Origin of the sequence: Plantactinospora sp. B24E8 (genome assembly GCF_039871735.1) — a bacterium.
Taxonomy (GTDB): domain Bacteria; phylum Actinomycetota; class Actinomycetes; order Mycobacteriales; family Micromonosporaceae; genus Plantactinospora.
The window spans coordinates 52,494-72,923 of the sequence record NZ_JBDPMH010000038.1 but is presented as its reverse complement, the minus strand read 5'-3'; the positions used below and the strand labels follow the sequence as shown (position 1 = coordinate 72,923).

General features: G+C 67.3%; 19 protein-coding genes, 1 tRNA gene and 1 pseudogene. 7 read left to right on the top strand and 14 right to left on the bottom strand.

The window, feature by feature from the left end; all coding sequences use genetic code 11:
- Positions 1 to 114, top strand: a pseudogene (locus ABGB21_RS32135) (IS630 family transposase); the annotation flags it as partial.
- 148 nt (positions 115 to 262) lie between these two features.
- On the opposite strand, the gene dcd reads toward ABGB21_RS32135, so the two are convergent.
- A complete protein-coding gene (dcd, locus tag ABGB21_RS32130; RefSeq protein WP_347656093.1) occupies positions 263 to 841 on the bottom strand; it encodes a dCTP deaminase in 579 nt (192 codons plus the stop codon).
- A gap of 214 nt (positions 842 to 1,055) precedes the next feature.
- Between dcd and ABGB21_RS32125 the strand changes: the two genes are divergently transcribed.
- Entirely contained in the window at positions 1,056 to 1,628 is a 573-nt protein-coding gene (locus tag ABGB21_RS32125; protein WP_347680993.1) for a pyridoxamine 5'-phosphate oxidase family protein, read from the top strand.
- A 37-nt stretch (positions 1,629 to 1,665) separates the two neighbouring features.
- Here the strand turns inward: ABGB21_RS32125 and ABGB21_RS32120 are convergent, their stop codons facing one another.
- Positions 1,666 to 2,703 (bottom strand): zinc metalloprotease, encoded by a 1,038-nt coding sequence (locus tag ABGB21_RS32120; RefSeq protein WP_347680991.1) that lies wholly within the window; start codon positions 2,701 to 2,703, stop codon positions 1,666 to 1,668.
- 217 nt (positions 2,704 to 2,920) lie between these two features.
- Here ABGB21_RS32120 and ABGB21_RS32115 point away from each other — a divergent pair.
- Positions 2,921 to 2,994: transfer RNA gene (locus tag ABGB21_RS32115), tRNA-Gly, on the top strand.
- A gap of 60 nt (positions 2,995 to 3,054) precedes the next feature.
- Here the strand turns inward: ABGB21_RS32115 and ABGB21_RS32110 are convergent.
- The 7 genes from ABGB21_RS32110 to ABGB21_RS32080 form a co-directional block, all read right to left on the bottom strand.
- A complete protein-coding gene (locus ABGB21_RS32110) occupies positions 3,055 to 4,224 on the bottom strand; it encodes a site-specific integrase (RefSeq protein WP_347680989.1) in 1,170 nt (389 codons plus the stop codon).
- 56 nt (positions 4,225 to 4,280) lie between these two features.
- Positions 4,281 to 4,496: a helix-turn-helix domain-containing protein gene (locus ABGB21_RS32105; RefSeq protein ID WP_347680988.1), complete on the bottom strand. Its 216-nt coding sequence runs from the start codon at positions 4,494 to 4,496 to the stop codon at positions 4,281 to 4,283.
- Positions 4,493 to 6,244 (bottom strand): replication initiator, encoded by a 1,752-nt coding sequence (locus ABGB21_RS32100; RefSeq protein ID WP_347680986.1) that lies wholly within the window; start codon positions 6,242 to 6,244, stop codon positions 4,493 to 4,495. Before ABGB21_RS32100 ends, ABGB21_RS32105 begins: the two co-directional genes overlap by 4 nt.
- Positions 6,241 to 6,831: a DUF2637 domain-containing protein gene (locus ABGB21_RS32095; protein WP_347681001.1), complete on the bottom strand. Its 591-nt coding sequence runs from the start codon at positions 6,829 to 6,831 to the stop codon at positions 6,241 to 6,243. The genes ABGB21_RS32100 and ABGB21_RS32095 overlap by 4 nt, the downstream gene beginning before the upstream one ends.
- Before the next feature lie 57 nt (positions 6,832 to 6,888).
- Positions 6,889 to 7,143: a hypothetical protein gene (locus ABGB21_RS32090; protein WP_347680999.1), complete on the bottom strand. Its 255-nt coding sequence runs from the start codon at positions 7,141 to 7,143 to the stop codon at positions 6,889 to 6,891.
- Positions 7,144 to 7,148: 5 nt separating this feature from the next.
- A complete protein-coding gene (locus ABGB21_RS32085; protein WP_347680984.1) occupies positions 7,149 to 8,792 on the bottom strand; it encodes an FtsK/SpoIIIE domain-containing protein in 1,644 nt (547 codons plus the stop codon).
- 276 nt (positions 8,793 to 9,068) lie between these two features.
- On the bottom strand, positions 9,069 to 9,470 hold the full coding sequence (locus tag ABGB21_RS32080; RefSeq protein ID WP_347680982.1) for a transcriptional regulator: 402 nt from the start codon (positions 9,468 to 9,470) through the stop codon (positions 9,069 to 9,071).
- A gap of 216 nt (positions 9,471 to 9,686) precedes the next feature.
- On the opposite strand from ABGB21_RS32080, the gene ABGB21_RS32075 reads away from it, so the two are divergent.
- Positions 9,687 to 9,947 (top strand): hypothetical protein, encoded by a 261-nt coding sequence (locus tag ABGB21_RS32075; protein WP_347680980.1) that lies wholly within the window; start codon positions 9,687 to 9,689, stop codon positions 9,945 to 9,947.
- Positions 9,948 to 9,961: 14 nt separating this feature from the next.
- On the opposite strand, the gene ABGB21_RS32070 is transcribed toward ABGB21_RS32075, so the two are convergent.
- The 4 genes from ABGB21_RS32070 to ABGB21_RS32055 all read right to left on the bottom strand — a co-directional run bounded on the left by ABGB21_RS32070 (position 9,962) and on the right by ABGB21_RS32055 (position 12,179).
- Positions 9,962 to 10,750, bottom strand: coding sequence for a glycosyltransferase (locus ABGB21_RS32070; RefSeq protein WP_347680978.1), 789 nt, complete (start codon positions 10,748 to 10,750; stop codon positions 9,962 to 9,964).
- The gene (locus tag ABGB21_RS32065; RefSeq protein ID WP_347680976.1) at positions 10,738 to 11,550 is read right to left on the bottom strand and encodes a GntR family transcriptional regulator; all 813 of its coding nucleotides are present in this window, start codon (positions 11,548 to 11,550) and stop codon (positions 10,738 to 10,740) included. The genes ABGB21_RS32070 and ABGB21_RS32065 overlap by 13 nt, the downstream gene beginning before the upstream one ends.
- Before the next feature lie 61 nt (positions 11,551 to 11,611).
- Entirely contained in the window at positions 11,612 to 11,770 is a 159-nt protein-coding gene (locus ABGB21_RS32060; protein ID WP_347680974.1) for a hypothetical protein, read from the bottom strand.
- 178 nt (positions 11,771 to 11,948) lie between these two features.
- Positions 11,949 to 12,179 carry a hypothetical protein gene (locus ABGB21_RS32055; RefSeq protein WP_347680972.1) on the bottom strand — a complete coding sequence of 77 codons (231 nt, stop codon included), beginning with the start codon at positions 12,177 to 12,179 and terminating at the stop codon, positions 11,949 to 11,951.
- Positions 12,180 to 12,826: 647 nt separating this feature from the next.
- Here ABGB21_RS32055 and ABGB21_RS32050 point away from each other — a divergent pair.
- The 3 genes from ABGB21_RS32050 (at position 12,827) to ABGB21_RS32040 (ending at position 18,020) form a co-directional block, all read left to right on the top strand.
- Positions 12,827 to 13,636: a GntR family transcriptional regulator gene (locus ABGB21_RS32050; RefSeq protein WP_347680970.1), complete on the top strand. Its 810-nt coding sequence runs from the start codon at positions 12,827 to 12,829 to the stop codon at positions 13,634 to 13,636.
- A gap of 700 nt (positions 13,637 to 14,336) precedes the next feature.
- Positions 14,337 to 15,338 carry a hypothetical protein gene (locus ABGB21_RS32045; protein WP_347680968.1) on the top strand — a complete coding sequence of 334 codons (1,002 nt, stop codon included), beginning with the start codon at positions 14,337 to 14,339 and terminating at the stop codon, positions 15,336 to 15,338.
- A gap of 618 nt (positions 15,339 to 15,956) precedes the next feature.
- Positions 15,957 to 18,020, top strand: a complete 2,064-nt coding sequence (locus ABGB21_RS32040; RefSeq protein ID WP_347680966.1) for a DNA recombination protein RecN — start codon at positions 15,957 to 15,959, stop codon at positions 18,018 to 18,020.
- 1,004 nt (positions 18,021 to 19,024) lie between these two features.
- On the opposite strand, the gene ABGB21_RS32035 is transcribed toward ABGB21_RS32040, so the two are convergent.
- Positions 19,025 to 19,213, bottom strand: coding sequence for a hypothetical protein (locus tag ABGB21_RS32035; protein ID WP_347680964.1), 189 nt, complete (start codon positions 19,211 to 19,213; stop codon positions 19,025 to 19,027).
- Positions 19,214 to 20,430: the final 1,217 nt, after the last annotated feature.

The window sequence follows — 20,430 nt, the reverse complement described above, 5'->3', positions numbered from 1 at the left end:
CGCGTGCACAACGACGACCCGAAGCCGTTCGTGTGGACCGCCACCGCCGAATCGATCCTGGCCAAGGTCCGACGTGGACGAGTAGCCCTCCAACAAGCGACTACTCAAAACTGAGACAGAACACTAGCTTCGGCTCCGGCCCGGATCCCCGGGCCGGAGGGCCGACAGCACCAACAGGCCCCGGTCGCGGAATGCGGCCGGGGCCTGGTCGTCTCGTTCGCCGCCTCCGTCGGAGGCGCCGGTCGACCCGGCGGCTCCTGGGTCAGCGGGTCGGCCAGGTGCGCCAGTTCTGCCAGGAGCGGCTCGGGGTCGGACCCCGCTGACCCTGGTAACGCGACCCGTAGACGGCCGAGCCGTACGGGTGCTCGGACGGCGACGAGAGCCGGAAGATGCAGAGCTGTCCGATCTTCATCCCCGGCCAGAGCCGGATGGGCAGGTTCGCCACGTTGGAGAGTTCCAGGGTGACGTGCCCGGAGAATCCGGGGTCGATGAAGCCGGCGGTGGAGTGGGTGAGCAGCCCCAGCCGGCCCAGCGAGGACTTGCCCTCGAGCCGGCCGGCGAGCTGGTCGCCGAGGGAGATCACCTCGAGCGTGGAGGCGAGCACGAACTCGCCCGGGTGCAGCACGAACGGCTCACCGTCCGGCACGTCGACCAGCGAGGTCAGGTCGTCCTGCTGGACCCCCGGGTCGATGTGCGTGTAGAGGTGGTTGTTGAAGACCCGGAACAGCCGGTCGAGCCGTACGTCGATGCTCGACGGTTGTACCAACGCCGGTTCGAACGGCTCCAGCGCGAGTGCGCCGGCCTTGATCTCGATCACCAGGTCGCGGTCGGAGAGCAGCACCGTGCCACCTTAGCGAGTCAGTGCGCGGACCAGCGCCTCGGCCGGCCTGGACCAGTGCCTGCGGTGGGCTCGGACCAGCGTCTGCGGTCGGCCCGGGAGCCGTGCCCGGGCCGGCGCTGTGGCCGTCCGGACCACCCGGTGCGGTCGTCCCGGATGGCGGGCCGCCCCGGCGGGTCGGGTAGGTGATCGAACGTATGTTCGATAGAATGACGACATGGCATCCTGGTCCGAATTCGCCGCTGACGAGCCCAACCTCGCCGGCGCGATCCGCGCCCTTCTTCAGCAGTACGGGCCGGGTCTCGGCTATCTGGCGACCGTGCGCGCCGACGGTGGGCCGCGCGTGCACCCCGTCTCCCCGGTCATCACCGACGAGGGACTCTTCTGTTTTGTCGTCGACTCACCGAAGCGTCGCGACCTCGAACGCGACGGGCGGTACGCGTTGCACTCGTTCCCGCCGGAGGAGAGCGACGACGAGGCGTACGTCGCCGGCCGGGCCCGGCCGGTGACCGACCGGGCCCGGATCGAGCGGCTGGCCAGCAACCTGCGGGCGGCACCCCAGGTCGACTGGCGGCTCTTCGAGTTCACCGTGGACGTGGCGATGCTCGCCCGGCACGGCAGCAACGGCGCCACCCCGCTCGCCGGCGACGACGCGGCCCGGCCGGCAGTCCAGGTCTGGCTCGACCCGTCCAGCGCCGCCGGCAGCGTCAGCACCCGTGGCGGTGTCGGTTCCCGGCGACGTGGTCGTCGTCGGCTCCTGGCCGAGGAGGAGGCACTGCCCGCCGCCTGACGCTGCCGCCCGCCTGACCGCGAGCCGCGTCCGGTGGTCAGTGGCGCGGCTCGCGGTACGCCATCCAGGCCTTCACCATCCGGAACATCTGCCCGACCGTGAACTCGCGCATGCACGAGTCGACCGAGTAGTCCATGAAGTTGTGGACCGGGTCGCGGCCCCACCGGGTCGGGCAGCTGTCCCGGCCCACCGGGCAGCCGAAGCCCGGTTCCGCCTCGGCCGGGGTGTCGTCGACGTCGTCACCCCGGCCGACACAGCCCTGCTGGAAGGTGTGGTAGAGGTTCAGCCAGTGCCCCACCTCGTGGGTGGCGGTGTCGCCCTCGTTGTACGACTTCTCCGTACCGCCGGGCAGCGACTCGGCGAGGATCACCACCCCGTCGTACGGGTCCAGTTTCCGCTCCGGGAAGGTCGCCCAGCCGAGCAGGTCGTCGGCGAGCAGCCCGGTGTAGATGTTCAGGGTCGCCTTGCCGCCGACCCGCAACGCCCGCTTCATCTGCACCTCGGCCGGGCTTTCCGAGACGATCGGATACCAGGCCGGATTGACCACGCGGTTCACCTTCTTCAACCGGAACCGGAACGGTGTCCAGGCGCCACCGGTCCGGCCGGCGAAGGAGTCGTTCAGGACCTTGAGCTGTGCCTCGATCATCGACTGCGGGATGTTGCCGCCGGCCCGGGTGCGGTCCTTCGTGACGACGTGGAAGACCACGTCGATCGTGGTCCGGATGGTCTGGTGCAGGGCGGGCGGGGCGATCCCCACCTGCTCGGCGTACGTCGCGTCCAGGTCCCGGTCCCGCTCGGCCGCCTCGGCCGGGGTGAGCACGTTCGGCTCGACCGCGTACGGGCTGCCGGGGCGCGCCTTCGCGGTGGTGGAGTGCCTGCCGACCGGGGTCGGGTGGTCGACGTCCGGGTCGACGCAGTCGGAGCCGCTGGTGCCGCCCGAGGCGACGGAGCCACCAGGGCGACCGGACGCGGCGGCAGGGGCCACCGGCACCGTCGTGGAACCGAGCAGGAGTACGAGCGCGGCGGTCGTGACGCCGAGCAGGCGTACCGACCGTCGATGTGTGTGCAACGCCATTGCCTCACCCTTTGCCTCCGCACAGTGGCCATATGACAACTGAGTGCCACTGTTGCAAGTGGGGCGGACGTTACCTGTGGGCCTGACCTTTACAAACGACCACTTCCGGCGTGGTTTCGGCAGACCTGTGACCGACGGACAGCTTGTCCGCAGCCACGCCGGAACCGCCCCCGGTGAGTGCGCGAACGCCGTCAACCAGGTACAGTGGGGGCCGCTCGCGGGTGTAGTTCAATGGCAGAACATCAGCTTCCCAAGCTGACAGTGCGGGTTCGATTCCCGTCACCCGCTCCACGAGCCAAGGCCCAGGTCAGAGAGCATTCTCCGATCCTGGGCCTTCGCTTTTGTGGATCACTATCCGGCCGTCGTGCCCCCTGCGTGCCCCTCCGGTTTCGCGTGCCCTTCCCTGCCCTCCGTCGTGTCGTCGGCAGGGTCGGCGGGCGCCTCGTCCTGGTCCCCGTTGCCGGCGCCGTCGATGGGCTTGCGCGCGTCCTCGACGAACTTGCTCAGCGCGTCGGCGATCTTCCGATCCCGGCCAGCCGTCTTGTGCAGGTAAATCAGCGCGGCCCGCGTCGTCGAGTGGCCCATCCGGTCCATCAGGTCCCGCAGCGTCGCGCCGGTCTCCGCCGCCCAGGTGTTCCCGGTGTGCCGCAGATCGTGGAAATGCAGATCCGGGATGCCCGCTTCCGCCGTTGCCTTGCGCCAGTGGTCCTGGAAGTTCGACCGGCGCAGCGGCCCGTTCTTCGGCCCGACGAACAGCAGCGCTTCCGGACCCTCCCCGGTGAAGTTCGCCAGGTGCCGGACGACATCGGGCAGGCAGATGTTCGGAATGGTGACGACCCGGACGCTCGCGTCAGACTTCGGCGGGCCGAAAACGAGTTCCGCCGTGGGCAGCTCGACGACCGACCGCTCTACCAGCACCGTCCCGTTGACCGTGTCGACGTGCTTCCGGGCCAGCGCCGCCAACTCACCCCAGCGCAGCGAGTTGAAACAGGCCAGCAGCACCAGCGCGCGATACCGCTTCGGCACCGCATCCGCGATGGTGAACACCTGCTCGATCGTCGCCGTGGGCCGCTCCGGACTCTTCTCCTGGCCGGCACCGGGGATCTGGCACGGGTTCTTCGTGATCAGCCGGTCGGATACCGCCGTGTTCAGGATCGACCGCAGCAGCCGGTACGCCTTCGCCACCGTCACCGGGCCGACGCCGGCATCGAGCAGTTCTCGCCGCCACTTCCGGAGCCGGGGCGTGGTGATCTCGGTCAGCGTCAGTTTGCCGAGAGCCGGGGCGATGTGCAGCCGCAACAGCCCTTCGTAGAGCACGACCGTCTTGGGCCGCAGCTTTGGCCGCTCCCGAATCCACGCCTCGCCGTACGGGAGCAGGGCAACCTTGCCCGCTTCCGGGTCCAACCAGTCGCCCCGGGCGATCTCCGCTTCCTTTGCCGAAAGCCAGAGATCCGCGTCCCGCTTCCGGTCGAAGGTGTCCGGCGCCGGCCGCAGTACGCCGTCCGGTCCGGGGTACCGCACCTGATAGCGCCCGGATGGGAGCTTCCGAACTCGCCCGAAGTGCCGCCGCTTTGGCATCAGGCAGCCCTCCGCATGGTGACCAACGGAGCCGCCGGGGCGACCCGGCCGGCGGCGACGAACGCGGCCAGCGCCGCCGGTTCGATCCGGACGTGAGCGCCGAGCTTGACGTACGCGATCCGCCGTTCCTCGATCAGCCGCCGTACGAACCGAGGCGAGGTACGCAGCCGCTCCGCCGTCTCTTCGACCGTCATCAGGTTGTCCACAGTGTTCATGCCTCCCCGTTTGCCGTCGTGCTGGTCGCGGTTGCCGAAAGGTTGGGTGCGATTCCCTGGGCGGCTCGGTCCTTTGCGGCGAGGAGTTCGGTACGCCACCGGGCGCGTTCGGAGATGGCGCGCATGAGTCGGTGTGCCATGGGGCCGACGTCGGGGTCGTCGGGTCGGGCGAGTTCCCAGGCGTGGTGGACCCGTTCGGGGTTGTCGCCCTGGCCGTCGCGTGCACCGGCTGAGTCGGTGGTGACGCCGAGGAGCGCTTTCACCCAGGCGCGTGCGTCGTGTTTGTGGTCGGTGAGGGTCTTACCGGACCAGTCGCGGGAGATGAGGATGCGTCGACCGCCGATGCCGAGGGTTTCCCGCTGGTGAACCTTGCCCTTACACCGTCCGGGCTTGAGCTTGGCGTGTGCCTTCTTCGGCTGGACCCCGAAGAGCAGCCAGTTGGCGCACCGATCGGTGCACGGGGTGATCTGGAGTTGCTGCCAGAGCCGGTCGAGGTGGCGTTGCTGCCGGTCGGTGGCGATCTTGTGGCAGTCGCCGGTGGCCTTGGTGATGTACTTCGTGATGTAGCGGATCGTCCGAGCTGCGTCGTCGGTGCCGGGCATGACGCCGCGTGCGTCGACCTGCTTGCCGAAGCGGACGACGTGCACGGGTTCGGCGTCGGGGTCGGAGTCGATGGCGTCGAGCGCTTCGCCCCAGGCGGCCAACGGCTGCCGGGTGTCGGGGTCGACCCACGCTTCCGCCTGCTCGTCCCAGACCGGGGGCCGGTCGCGGGTGTAGCGCTGGACATCGGTCGACGGCCACCACACCTGGTGGTAGGTGGCCGCCGCCACGGTGCGCAGGACGTCGCGGGGGATGGTGCCCCGGATGGCGAAGTGCGCGTGCGGGGCGAGCCGGCGTTGCGGCTCGACGCATCCGGCGTACTGGACGTTCCAGCCCTCGCAGCGGCGGAGGTTCTGCCAGAACCGGTCGAGGAGTCGGGGAAAGTGGACGGCGTCCCAGGCAGCGCGCCGGTAGTCGTACCGGTCAGGGTTGACCGGTGTGCCGTCCGGGCGGACCGGGCCGTAGGAGTCGAGGGTGACGGTGAGCCACATCGACGGCCGGTAGGTCGAGCCGTCCGGAGCGGTGTACGTCTTGCCAACCGTGCGAGGTTCGACCTTGCGCCGGGGGAGGTCGGGTGCGTCCTGCCGCCGCCGGGTGGACCGCTTGCGCCGCTTCCCGGTGTCGTCGTCGCCTTGGACGTCGCCGCCGTGGGGTGGACCGACCCGCCCGCGTAACCCTTCGGCGGTGATGGCTTCTTCGACCTCGCGGATGGCGTCGTCGATGTCGGCGACCTGGTCCCACTGGGAGGCGCGGCCGGCTTCGTCGCGGCTGTATTCGAGGTGCGCCCGCAGCACGATCAGCGCTTGCTGTTCCTCGGTCGCGGGTGCGGGTCCGGGCGTGGGTTCGTCGGGACGGTGCCAGCCTTCCCGGATCTGTGCCTGCCGCAGCCGCCGGTTCTTCTTCGCGCAGGCCGGACACTTGTCTTCCCGGGTCGCGCCGCAGGGCAGGTCGATCACCTCGGTGAGGCCGGTGTCCAGGTCGGTGCGGCGCATGGCGAGGGGGCGGATGCAGACGCCGTACTCGGTGGCGACGTCTTTGAGTACGTCGACTGCCCGGGGCAGGCCCATCCGCGCCGCCCGCGATCCCGGCCGAGGTGCCTCCGGGGTCGGGGTGGACGGGTCGAGGCCGGGGAGAGTTGGGGCGGTCATCGGGCGGCCCCGACGGTGCGGGCGGGGTGGACGACGCCGAGAGGGGGCAGCACCGTCGACGACCCAGGCCGAGCCGGGCCGGCGGGTACGGGTGCGTAGACGACGGGCTCACGCTGCCGGACCGGTTCCGGGTCGACCATCACTGGCACGGGTACGGGGTCGGGTTCGTCGACGACTTCCGGCGCCTGCTTGTCGACGGTGGCCGGTGGGGCGACGGCGGGTGCGCTGGAGAGGACGACTTTGACCAGGGCGAGGAAGGCGAGGGAAGGGACCGCGGCCACGATCCAGCCCCAGACGGACGGTTCGGCTTCGGCCACCTGGGCGGCGAGCGACAGGATGGCGAAGCCGACCAGGAGCACGGCGACGAACCCGACGGGACGACCGGCCCGACGTCGGGAGCGGATCTCAAGGCCGAGGTAAATCGCCATCAGCTCGACGGCTACGGCGTTGGCCCAGCCGATCCAGTCGGGTTGCCCGTGCGCGACGGTCAGGTCATGTACGTGGGTGAACGCGGCAGCGCCGGCCATCCCGCCGATGGCGAGGAGGATCAGCACCTTGACCGCGCTTTCGGCCCGTTGCCGAAACATCGGCGGGTTGGCGGCCGGGTGGGTGGCGGCCGGGTGGTTGTGGGGTGGCATGGCTGGTTACCTCCGGGCCGGTCGGATGGTGGTGCGGATGTGGTCGGGTGGGTCGCCGAGGGTGGCGACGGCTTCGGACAGGCAGCGCCACAGCGCCCACGCCTCCCCGTCGGTGAGGTACATGCGCCGCCGGCCAGCGCCCACCGCGAGGTAGACGGGGTAGGGGTCGGCCCGGTCGACGTCGACCCGTACCGACACCGCCGTCGTCGTGCCGGAGTCGTCGTTGGGGGTGCGGAGGCGGTAGAACCGGCGCCCGTTCATCTCGGTCACGCCCGCTCACCCCCATCCCCGTCCCGGTCCCGGTCGCGGTTGAGGAGGTTCAGGAGCGCGTCAGGCAGCAGCGGCCCCGAGGCGCGTTGGCGGGGTAGGGCGGTCCGGGCGGGTTCGGGGGCGGTTTCCCGGCCGACCTGGGCGAGGATGTCCGCCGCGTCCGCCGGGGCCGGGTACTCCCGGGCCATGGTGCGGATGTCGTCATCGGAGATGTACGAGAAGCGGACCCGGACCGGGTCGGGGGTGCCGTCGAGGATGACGTACCCGACACCCTTCGCCCACCTGGGCATCTGATCCGCCAGCGCGCCCCGGTTACGGGCACCGTCGCCGAGGACCATATCCACCTGGGCGGCTTCGGTCAGCCCGAGCGCGATCCTCGTGGGGAACAGGTCCCGGAACGGCAGCACCTCCTTACGCGGGTCCTGCAACGCCGCCACGACCAGCACACCGACGCCGGCACCCTGGGACAGCAGCAGGCCCAGCGATGCGGCGATCCGCTTCCGCAGCTCCGCGTCCTGGAGGTAGGCGGTGAGTGCGGCCATCTCGTCGACGACGACCACGATCAGCGGGTCGGTGGTGGTGGGTGTGTGGACGCGGACGTTGCCGGCCAGGCGGGTTTGCCGTTCGCGCATGACGGTCACGGCTTCGTCGAGGAGGTCGGCCATGGCTTCAAAGGACTTGCAGGCGAACCGGGCGAACATCGGCCGACCGAGGGCGAACTCCATCCCGCCTTTCGGGTCGATCACCCACAGCCGCACGAGCCCGAACGAGACCCCGGCCGCCAGCGACCGCACGAGGGACCAGAGGACGGAGCCTTTGCCGCGCCGGGTGGCGCCGCCGACCAGGACGTGAGTGGCCAGCAGGTGCAGCCGCCACGTCGACAGGTCCTCCCGCCGCGCCAGCGGCAGGCCGGTGAAGTCCGGGACTGGCGGGACCGGGAACGGGGGCACGACGGTGCGCAGGGCGTCGGTGCGGACCAGGACCAGGTAGACCACGCTGGGCCGGTCCCGGAACCGGACCCGATCCATCAGCCGCAGTAGCCACGCCCACCGGCCCACCCTGGTTGGCGGGTCGTCGGGATGCTCGGAGTAGACCCGGGCGTGACGGCGCCCGAACGCGTACGCCAGATTCGCCGTGACCTGCTGGAAGTCCTCCGGGGTCTGGCCCCGCACCATCCGCACCGTCAACACATCCAGCGCCGGATCCGACCGCACCGCCAGGAGCCGAGGCAGGACAGTTTGGTGGTCGTAGGTGGCGGCCAGGCCGCACAGGGTCATCGCCTCACGCCACACCCGCCGGTAGACGAACACCCGACGCAACCAGCCCAACAGCGGCCCCGCCAACCAGGTCCACCAGGAGGGTTCGTGCCGCCACCGCCACACCGCCGACACCGCCGCAACGGAGACCAGCAGGGTGACCAGACCAGCCCAGCCGTGCTCGACATACACGGCCACGAGTAGCCCGGTGGTGCCGGTGGCGACCGGGTGGCGAAGGCACCACCAGGTAGCCCGCCCAGACCACCGGGCGAGCAGGCCGAGGATCACCGCCCAGAGGGGGAGTTCGAACCGCTTCGGCCGGATCACCATCAGATCCCCGGCCGACGTCAACACGACCTCACCCCGAGGCCGCCGCCCGATCATCGGACACCCCGCAACGACACGAACCGACCCAACGAGTCCCGGACCGCCGGCAACGGCAACACCAACTGGTCGACACACAACGGGCACCGGCCGTCTTCCCGGTCGGTCGGGTCGAACCGGGACTGACACACACCACACCGCACCCGCGCACGGGCAGGCAGGCGCCTACGCTTGGACACGTCAAAGACCTCTCTCCACGAGCAGGGGGAATTTGGCAAAGAGAGGGGCGGGGCTGACGTCCGCCAAGACCAGACAGCCCCGCCCACCCAAAAACGGTCAGGCCGCCGCCGCAGAGTCGCGAGACACACCCGCCGGGGCACGCATCCCCGTCGCCCGCAGCGAATACGCCATCCGACCGTTGTTGGCCACGTACGGCGTGACCGTCATCCCGTCGAACTCGACCGCCTCGAACGGCGTACCGGTCGGCGGTACCGGCTGGTAGTCAGCCGAGATCTTCACCGTCGTCTCCCGCGACCGCTTCCCCAGTTCCGGGTCCAGGTCCATCACCCGCACCTGCCACACCCGCTGGCCAGTCACCTTGTCCTTCGCAGGCGACCGCCGGCCCGTCTTCTCGTCGAAGTCCTCCACCTCACCCAGCGACTCGGGCACCAACGCGCACCCCGCCGGGAACACGTCCTCACACCGGACCGCGAACCGGGTCCCACCACGCAGAGCCATCGCTCAAGACCTCCAGGAGGTTGTTTGCCAGGCTGCCAGCTTGGCTGCCAAGCTGAGCCTTGAAGGTAGCGGCGGCTTGGCAGACAAGTCAACGAGTTGTTGAGAAGTGGTCCGCTTTAGCAGCAAAAGTCAGAGATCGTGGGACCGGACGCTGCCCTGCCACCTCTGGTCGCTATCGGGTTGGCAACCGGTGCCCGGGTCGCCATGCTGTCCCGCATGGGGCGGCGCGTGGACCTGAAGTCCGATGTCGAACAACTTCTCTATGAACTGTGCGTCAAGCTGGGCTTCTGCCTACCGCCGGCCGAGAACCGCCGACTCTGCGAAGCGCCCCCGGGTGATGTCGACGGCTTCACCGACGCCGTATTCGAGGCGGAAGGGATGGGCGACATGTCCCACACGAACCTCCGCCGGCAGGTCCGAGAAGTTGTTGACCGGCACATGAGTCGCTGGTCAGAACCTGACCGCCAGCACGACTGAACAGAGGACAGCCCTCAGGAAGTCAGCGGGTTCGAGGCGACTGATGGCAGTACGGCCGAGAGCAGGGACCGGAGCGCGTACGCGCGAGCTTCGACGATCCGCATGCGGGCGGAGTGTTCGGCGGGTTCGCGGTGGGCGAGTTGGCCGGTCATCTGGCCGGGCCACTTGCGGTAGAGCAGACCGGGTTCGGCGATGAAGTAGCCGTCGGTGATGACGTCGGCGGCGATCAGCAGGCCGGTGTCTTCGGAGGCGGGTAGGGCCATCCAGCCGCCCAGGGCGATGAGCAGGTCCCGACGCATGCACAGGGTTGCCGGGTGGACGGGCGCGCGGTAGTCGTTGGCCTTCCAGAAGGCGAGGACTGAACCGCGGCCGATCACTCCGTCGGGCGGGTCCTTGTCCCACCCCTGGGTGGTGCCGTCGGGGAGCAGGTCCAGCACCTTCGACGTGGTCCAGCCGATGTGCGGGTTGTCGGTGAGGACGGCGATGTCCCGGGCGAGCGCGCCGGGGGTGAGTTGGTCGTCGGCGTCGAGGACCTTGACGAACTCGCCTTCGGCTCGGGCGAGGGCGAGGGTACGGGCGACACCGGGGCCGCCTGGTCGACCGGTGCCGGGCATGATCCGGGGATCGTCCGGGAGTTGGTCGACCAGGAGCCCGTCTTGCCCGTCCTCTTGGACGAGCCATTGCCAGTCCCAGCCGTCCGGCATCTGTTGTCCGGCCAGGGAGGCGTAGGCGTCGGCGAGGTAGCCGACGCTGGGCCAGTGGACCGGGGTGATGACGGAGACGAGACGGGTCAAGCGTTCCACCGCTTCAGCTTGGTCGTGAAGCAGAGTTCTGTCCGGTCACCCGGGAAAACGATGTCCGCGACCTCGACCACCCGGTCGTTGATGTCGTACGACGTCTTCCGCACGTCCAGCACCGCAACGCCGGCTTCGATGTCGAGGAGTTGCGCCTCGTCCGGCAGCGGCGGCCGGGCCCGGACGACTTCCTCGATCCGGTCCAGCTCGACCCCGACGGTGTACAGCTGGTGCTGTGTGCCGCCGGGCCATGGCTCGTAGTCCGCCGACAGGAGCTGCTTGTTCGCCTTCACCAAGTCGTACGGCAGGTAGGAGTACGACGCCGACAGCGGAGCGGTTTCGTGCCGGGAACTGGTCCAGTACACCCGCCGCAGCAGCGGCGCACCGACCGGCAGCCCGAACGCGGCCGCCATCTCCTCATCCGCCTCGACCTGCGAGTACTCGGCGTGGAACTTAAGATCATCAACGGTCAGGCCGGTGTCGTGCTCGGTGCCGCCGGTACGGCGCCGCTCGGCGTCGTCGAGTAGGACCCGGTCCTTCTCCCACTGGTACCGCTGCGTGTTGCGCCGGCGGATCCGCTGCCGGGGTGCCCGCACGTAGGTGCCCCGCCCCTGCTCGGCCCGGACCAGGCCCCATTCCCGCAACTGGCGGATGGCGTTGCGCACGCTCGTGCGGGACATCTGCGAGGTCTCGGCCAGCTCCGTTTCGCTGGGCATGGCCGACCCCTGGGGCAGTTCCCCGCTCACGATCCGTTCGCGCAGCTCCTCCGCCAGCTGGAGGTAGCGCGGACGCCAATCCCGGGAAGTCACGCCGCTTACGCTACCGCCCAGACGTTTAGACGTCTGCCGGGCGGTCGACCTAACAACCCGCTCAGCCACTCGTCCGCCCACCGCTTACCCGATCGTCTCCGAACTGGTTCCGGACCGGGTCCGGCAGGCGGATCAACTCCCGGATCAGCCGGGTCGTCTGCTCGGAGGTGAGCATCATCCGTTCTGAGGAGCCGAACCGCGTCACCTGGATCCGCAGCACCGGTTCATCCGCCGCGCCGCGATCCGCGACCAGGTAGACGCTGATCCACCCGGTCCCCTCCCGGCCGATCGTCGTGACCCGGCTCCGATGCGTTGAGTCGTTCGGCCGGCACCCCACACACCACGGCGGACACTCATCCGGCTGACTGACCCGCCCCACGTCCTGGCCGTGCCCCGGATCAGGCATCGTCACCGTCGACCCCTTCCTGAGGTGGGGCGAACCCGGCCCGGGTCAGCAGCTCGTCGAGGTGCCGGGCCAGCCGCCACACGTCGACCAGGCGCAGCTTCGCCCCGCCCGAGCCCTGCCACCGGCCAGCCGCATGCAGGCCGACCATCGGCAGCCCGGCGTGCGGGGCGAACAGAAACACCGCGACGCTGCCACCGACGCGCCGGTCTCCGAGGAGCCGCACCGGCCCCTTGTGATGACGCAGCGCGTGTGCCATCTGCGGCGGCACCACGAACTCACACCGCTGCGGCACGCACCACGCCGGATGCGTCACCTCTGACGGCCGCCGTCGACGTTCGCCCATCACTTCGGACCCCGTCCACCACGGCCCCGGAACGCCTGAGCCCGGGTCAGCAGCGGGCCGTCACGCCATACCGGAACCGCACGCGTCGGGGCTGTCGCCCAGGACGGCAGCACCGCCGGACCTACCCGGGCACGCGCTCGAACCGCTGGCGCATGTGTTCGGGTACGCCGCCGACGGCCGGGCCACCGGAAGGCGACGAGTCTGACGAGTAAGCGGGCACGGACCATTACAACCTCCTCGCAGGACGAAGGAGGGCCGGTGACCGGCCGCGCCGGAGGAACAAGGCCGGCCACCGGCCCGAGGAAGGGCACGACGCACCGCCCGATCAAGCGGTGTCGGGTATCGCCGTACCCCGGCTCAGGTACACGGGGGACACGTCCAGGCCGCTGCCCGACGCGTCGGGACTCTCGGTACGTGCGGCTGGGCAGGCGGCGTGCCAACCCCTTGTCACGACCCGTCTACCCAGCCGCACACTGAAAACGTACCTACGACTAGGCAACTTGTCTAGACATCAATCATGAGCATGGATGGCAGACGAGAGCACGGCAGACAGGTACCGTGAGCGCGTGCCAGCCCCGCACAGACAACCCCGATACCGGGCAATCGCCGACGAACTCCGACGCCGCATCACCGCAGGCGCGATCCCAGCCGGCGCACTGATCCCCTCGGAGAGCTCGCTAACCGCAGAGTTCCGCGTCGCCCGAGGGACCATCCGCGAAGCCATCAACGTGCTTCGCGCCGAAGGCCTGGTCATGACCGAACATGGCCGAGGCACCTACGCCCGCCCCAACCTCCCCGTACGCCGACTCGGCCCCGAGCGCTACATGAGCCAACGCCAGCAGGACGGAGACGAGACCACCGGAGCGCGAAGCTTTAGGAACTCAGGAGTTGAGCAGGTCAACGCCGAGTATCAGGAGGTAGCAGCCACCCCCGAACTCGCCGAAATGTTCGAGGTCGAGCCCGGAACCGTCCTGCTTCAACGCCGCCTACTGACCAGCGTCTACGGCGTGCCACAGCAACTGACTACCGCGTACTACCTGCTAGACACGGTCGCCGGGACACCCGTAGCCGATCCCAACCGCGAGCCATGGCCAGGCGGACACGTCGCGCAACTCCAGTCGCTCGGCATCCTTGTAACCAAAATCCGGGAAGTCGTACAGGCGCGCATGCCCACTATCGACGAAGCCGAAGCCCTCCGACTGCCGGCAGGCGTGCCTGTCCTCATCGCGAATCGTCGAACCTACGCCGATGGGCGAACAGTCGAGGTTGCCACCAGCATGGTGTTTCCTGCAGACCGCGCCGAGTTGGAGTACGAGATCCCGGCCGATCTGACGTGAGTACCTTCTGTAAGCCTTCAAGGCGGCCCTGAACGGGCCGCACGCGCCGCCGCCTGGGCGCGCGTCTGACCCCTCCCTTGGCCGGTCGGGGCCAGCCACGCCATCGCCCGGCGGCTGTCGCGGAAGCGTGAAGCCCAAGGGGCCGCCGCAGAACGACAGGCCGTTGAACGTGGGTGTGGTGGGCCGGCAGCCGGCCGGGCCGCGCGGCCACGAGCCCGCACGGCGTAGGGGAGCGCACGCCGGCCGCGTCGGCGAGCTGGCGGCGGTCGCGGGGTTGCGGTTACTGCGCCTCCGGCGGGGGCGCCCCGGCTCCGGGATGGCCGGGGCTCCGCCGGCGCGTCACGGTTCGTGGGTGGTTGCGGTAGGCCATCCCGCCTGCCCCCGACCCGGGCGAGCCGAGCAGGCCTCCGCCCGGCCCGCCAGCGTCCGTACGGCCGTCAAGGTCCGCTTGACGTGGCGGGCGGGCGGCGGCCCGCCCCCAGAGGGCGGGTCGACGGCAGACGGGATGGAAGCGCGGCTAAGAAGTTCTGTCTGATTTGCGTCACGCCTCCCGAAGGCTGAGCAAGGCTGCGGGGTCGCGATACCACAGATGAACTATTAAGGTTTACAACACGAGAGAGCACCGTTACCGACAGTGACAATGAGCTGCCTCGGTCGAACTGCACCAACCGGGGCCTTCCTTTCGTAGGGGGGTGGTGGGGTGTTACCTGAGCCCAAGGTGCTGTTCGGCCAGATGCAGTACGAGGCGGGTAGCGAAGCAGCTGCTCGGCAACGGTTCCAGATGCTTGTGACCGAACTCGTTGCCCTTCGGCACCCCAATGCGGATGAGGTGGCGGGCCCAGGTGGAGGCGATTGGGGAATCGACACCTATGTCGGCCGGCTCGACGAGACAATCGCCGTCTGGCAGTCGAAGTTCTTCATGGATTGGAAGGGAAAGGACCAGCAGGACCAAGTCCGAGACTCGTTCCGTCAGCTGCTGCAAAAAGCCGCCGAGGAGGGGTTTCAGGTGGATGCCTGGACCCTCTGTGTTCCATGCATCCTTCCACCGAAGGAGCAGAAGTGGTTTGACTCCTGGGCGGCCAAGAACCGTCGCATCCATAATGTGCGGAGCATCACCCTCTGGAACGGTGTAAAGCTTCGCAGATTGCTCGCTCAAGAGGATGCCGAGCTGATCCGGCGAGCCTATCTCCCGGTCGCGGCTCCGCAGCCGCCCGCCGAGAGTCTCGCGCTCGCAGCCGACCTCGCCGGGTTGGATGCAGCGCTGTTTGTCCGACAGTTGGAAGAAGCTGGCTACGTCGAAACGGATGCGGCGCGCGGACTATTCTTTGCTGCAGAGGCTTTAGCTCGTGACCTAGCGGCACGAGGAAATCGGGCCGGAATCGGCGCATTGGAAGAGTTGCACCTGGAGATCCAGGCTCTTTGGGAGCAGAAGTTCAACTCCTTGCTGCCCATGGCCGACGAACGCGGCAGAATGATGGGCCTTGTAGATCAAGTACTTAAAGAAGCTGGGCACTGTCCCGATCCAGAAGGGCTGAGGCTGAGGCCCGCTCACCGCCGAGGTGTTGCCCATAGACTCGTTGAGAACTCCCGAGCTGGCTGGGTGCGCCACTGGCGCGAAGTGGCCGCAAGTCATAAGGGTCTGCCAGCTGGGGATCTCGTTGCTGAGAAGTTAGCCACCGCTCACGCTGGAGAATCGTCGTGACGGCGCCAGCCGGCCACCGCGGCCCCGATGGTGCTCAGGCTCTTTCCTCAGCTATACCTGGCACACCCGAGGATAGGCAGGTATTCAGGCTCGGCCAGTTGACCCTGCTGCTAGAGGTTGCTGAGGCGAGTCGCGTTCCAGTGCGGACGGTTGACCGCCTGGGTTTCTATGACTTCTTTTCCGCAAATCCTTTCATTGTCACCTCAGGTGATGACGACCGAGACGTCGCAGACAGGCTTACTCTGCGTCTAGCCGGTTTCAGCGATCGTCAGCTGTCGTACGCATCTACGGGGCAGCGATTTGCGAGCAGGCGTCGAAGATTACAGCACGATCTGTCTCTGCTCTTGGCGTATGGGATGGTTTCATTCGGTCAACGGGGATACGTTCTGACGCCGCTCGGCCAAAGCGTTGCGGAAGACCTTACTTCCATTTACGCAGAGGCTTATCGAGAAGCGGCTGGTGTGGTCCTGAGGCGACTTGGAAAGATGTCAGATCGGCGGCTCACTCAATGTGCGAGGCAGTGGCTCGGTCGGTCGTGGCTACTCATCGACTTTCTAGACGACGTCGCAGAGACCACGCCCACTTCGACCCGTCTCGGTGCACGTCAAAGGAGGGGCAGTGCCTGACGCTTATCAGCCACGGGGCATAAGGCTGCGGAAGCTACGGCTTGCAGGGGCGACTGGCACTGGCAGGCATTACGACGTTTCGTTCATGGATTCGAGGGACGAGGCATGGCGAGGGCTTTCGGTTATTGCCGGTCCCAGCCAAACGGGGAAAACCAGCGTAGTTGACTTCGTCCGCTACTGCCTTGGCGATGATGAACACCCGCAGCACCCGGAAGTCCTCGCTCATGTACGGTCGGCCATGCTCGAATCGGAGCTTTCTGGCCACGTCACCACCATCGAGCGAGTGGCAGCCGGTCCGCCATCTAGCTTTGCCTCCCTTTGGAAGGCTCCTCTCAGGGCATTAGAGGAGGCAGTAGAGCTACGGCTGCCAACCGAGCCCCCGTCGGACCCGTCAGGCCTCTCCCAAGCGCTGCTTGCTGCCTGCGGGCTGGACAATGTTGATTTACCGGTGGCCCCGAAGCAGGAGAAGTCGGCCACCCAAATTCTAAGCATCCGGGATCTCTTTCGGGTCATGTATCTCCCGAATGAGCGGCTAGATAGCAAGAACCTCGTGTTCGAGCACTCGAATTTCATGATCCGTCAGAAATTCTCACAACTCATCGACGTAATATTCGACGTGCACGATGCCGCTGGCACCGATCTAGCTGCGAAGGCGCAAAGGGCTACTGAGGCAGCACGTGAGGCAGAGCGGGTTGCGGCCTCTTTGCGAACGCTCGTCCAAGCAGAGCACCCCCTTGGCTCGTTGGTGCTTGAGAGCGACCGCGATGAGGCTCGCCGAGAGGCTCGCGAGTTAACAGCTCAGCTAGCTGAGGTTGATCAAACGCATATGTCCCGAGATAACACTTTAACGGACATGCGCCGCAAGTTGGAGGCACTCAAGAATGAGGCTAGGCTGGCCGCCATCCGCGTCCGGAACCGCGAAAGTCTAATGGAGCGGCTCGCAGTTCTTCGCGGCCAGTACGCGGACGATAAAAAGAAGCTGACTTTTCTTAAAGAAGCCGAGAGAGTCTTCAACCCTCTTCATGTGAGCATCTGTCCAGCTTGCCTATCGGCGCTCGACATCGCACCCTCAGTAACTGCCGGGAGCTGCAGTCTTTGTGGACACAACGTCACCGTCGAAGATGGCGCCCTTCTTCTCGGTAAGGTTGCTGACGCCGCTGAATCGTCTATTGACCGCGAACTCCCAAAGGCGGACGACGAGGATGGGATCGAGCACACGCTGGCAGTCATTCAAGCAGAGTTGCGAGCTACCTCTCGTCGCCTTGACGAAATTACCGACTACTGGAATCGGCTAGACGACGACTTGAAGGTTTTGAGGTCGGCGCAGGAAGCAGCGGATGCTGCCGTGGAGTCAGCGGCGGCGGCGCTCAATCAAGCGGTCAATCTTCCCGCGCCATATCTGGCTGGCCGGGATGACCTCACGCGTCGTCGAGGCGAAGCTCTCCTTCGACGGCAAAACGCTGAATCTGGCCTCCGTCTTTGGGCCCGAGTTCAAGCAGCCGACGAGAATGCGCAGCGCCTAGCCGGCCAGGCTGCCCAGTTGCGTGCCGAACGAAGGGAGTCGACCAATCGGCCGGATAGGGCTGCCCTTATTGCCCTTCTGTCTCAGCGCTTCGGCGAAATCCTTTCGCACATGGGTTATCCGAAGCTCAGTCAGCCCTACCTCGACGATAGACTCATGCCGCACGTTCGTGGCCTTCCTTACACTGCTGCCAGTAGCGGTGGCCTTGTCCTCATCAGCTTGGCTTGGTATCTGACTGTATGGGAGGTCGCTCACGAGCGCCAGGCCAACGCCCCAGGTTTGCTTATCATCGACAGCCCTCAGAAAAACCTCGGGCATAAGGCAAGGGAAGACGACCCAGACTTCGCGGATGCTCGACTCGTAGAGAACTTTTATCGGCATGTGAAGCAATGGCTCGCGACGAATGGCGTGGGAGCGCAGCTTGTTGTGGTGGATAACAGCCCGCCGGCCATTGTGAAGGATGATGTTGTTGTCCGCTACACACGTAGCGCGGAGACCCCGCCCTACGGGCTCATCGACAACGCGGTCGACTGACCGGCCTTTGAGAGCCTTCGCTACAGACTGAGACGTTTCTGGCATCGCCTGCGAGGAGCTGGCGGAGTCGGCGCGCCGGGGTGCCTGTTGCTCTGTTACAGCGCCGGCGCGGACGTGACCTCGGCGGGGTAACGGGAGAGGCAATGCCGCCCCGCACAGTCCCGCTATCCAGTCGGGTGAGGCCGGGTAGAGGTAGCCATGCGAGTAGCCACGCGGTGCGTACCAACGGACTAGCCTGTACCTTCGCGGACCCGTTGAGCAGTGTCAGGCGACGCTAACCCGGCCTCGCTCGCTTCTGGCAGTGTGGGGCACACAGGGGGCACAAGACACTGTCAAACTTCGTCAACCAGCCACCAATGGTGACAGCCCGATACGCCGTGTGAGCAGGTGTCGCTGGCCGTTCACGCTGGTGGCCGGACAGCAGCTTCATGTTCCGCTTCAACGTCTGACATCCGAGCTGGGTGACCAACTGGGTGACGATGGTCACGAGCATCGCTGGATGTTTATGGACTGCGGTGGACCGCTCGGGCAGCTCAGCCTTGCTGCTAGCGCAGCTCATCGACGGCTGCCGCTTCCTTCACGCCGAAGCGATCGAGGCGTGCCAACTCGGGATAGAGCGGCTTGCAAGACTTTGCCGAATAACTCTGTATTGGATCAAGAGCGCCGCGCGGCGCGCGGCGCGTGAGCGGTAGGCCGCCCGGCGGCAAGCCGCCCCGGACCGCTACGCGGCCGGGGCGGAGACCCGCCGACAACCGCCGGGCAGCCGCCCCCGCGCCGCGCGGGACCAACCGCACGGCGCGTAGCTCGCAGAGGCGCCCGGTCGGGGGCAAGAGTCACATGAGGCGGTACGGAAGCCGTCGGGGCTGGTCGCCGCCGAGCCTGGGGCTTCCGGCTGCCGCGCCAGTCCGAACCCCAGACTGGCTTGCCACCGAGCCGCCCGAGATGCGGTCCGCTGTGCTCACCGACCCTCTGTCGGGCTCGATGAGTTTGAGCCGGGTCAGGTCCTACTCGGGGCTGTAGAGGTCATCGTCGACCAGCTGCTCAACGACCTCGCCAGTCTCGTCGATTAGGACGCTGTACCTGGTCCTGGCAAACCATGCGTCGTCTACGCGGATGACCACGCCGCGCTCGCCTGGCTTGTAGCCGTCGACCTGCCGTGTCAGCACGACCTTCTGACCCTTCTCGTACTCCATGGCGTCGACCCTAGGCGAACGCTAAGCAACGAGACAGGCACTGAATGGCGCCGATTTGCCATCTCCTGGGTGCTTGCCGCCCGTGCCCCCTACGTGCCCGTAGCGCCGGGAAGCCAGGGAGAACGGCGGTCAACCACGGGCACCGTGACCAGGAGCGTGGCTCGTTGACCTTGAGTCGAACCGAAGCCCCAGCGAGTTCCCAAGCTGACAGTGCGGGTTCGATTCCCGTCACCCGCTCCACCACGAAGGCCCTGGTCAGGACGTCAGTCCCCGTCAGGGCCTTCGTTCTTCAAGGGCGGCGAAGATGCTGCGTGCAACGTACGGCGGCCGACCAGGATGCCGGCCGCCCTTCGGATCGTCGGCGCTTCGCGTCAGACCCATCTTGCCGCCATCGGATATGGCCTTGCCCCTGGTCCGCTTGGCGAGTACGGCAAATCTACTTGCGGGGGTACGCGGCCTGCAGCACCTCTCGAACGAGATCACTCGGGCGGCGGTTTGTCAGCTCTGCCACCTTCTGGATCATCTGGAAAGTCTGGTCATCGACTCGCACACTGAGTCTGTGCGAGGTCCCGCCTTCTTTTGACAGGGACGGTCGGCCGACCCGTCGAGGAGTGAGCTTGCTGACGTCGTACCCTGCCTCCGCTTCGGCCGTGAGGTCGGCCTCTACCTGCGGGGTAAGGGTGACCCCGCTCTTGGTCTGCCGACTGGCGGTCCGGGTGACCTTGCGCGCGTCTCGGGGCGTCGGAGAATCCGTCTCGGGTTGGGTGGTTTGCTTACCCCGAACTGCTCGGCCCTGCACCCCTGTCCTCTCGGGCTTGGTGCGGGTCGCGCTGCTCTTTGTCGCTTTCGTAGTCATATCCGCCATGGCTTCGCCTCCCTGTAAGGCCGGTTGTACTGGGGTCGCATGTTCATGGAGTGGATCACTCTTAGTGTGCCGTCCAGCAGTTCGACGGCGATAACTTCCAGGGCCACGCCGTGCGGGCCGCCGTGCCGATGAGGACCAGTTCGTCTGTCGTCGAGGTGTGCTTGACGGTGTTGTCCAGGAGATGCCTCAGGTAGCTTCGTTTCGTGTCGAGCAGGGACCTTCCGTCGTCGGAACCAAGGTGGGACGGGCCCATCGAGCGGTACCGACACGACGTGGACAGCTGGACTGTCGGACAGCTACGTGCCGCGCTCGACGGTCTCCCAGATGACATGGTGCTGAGGGCAGAGGTCGC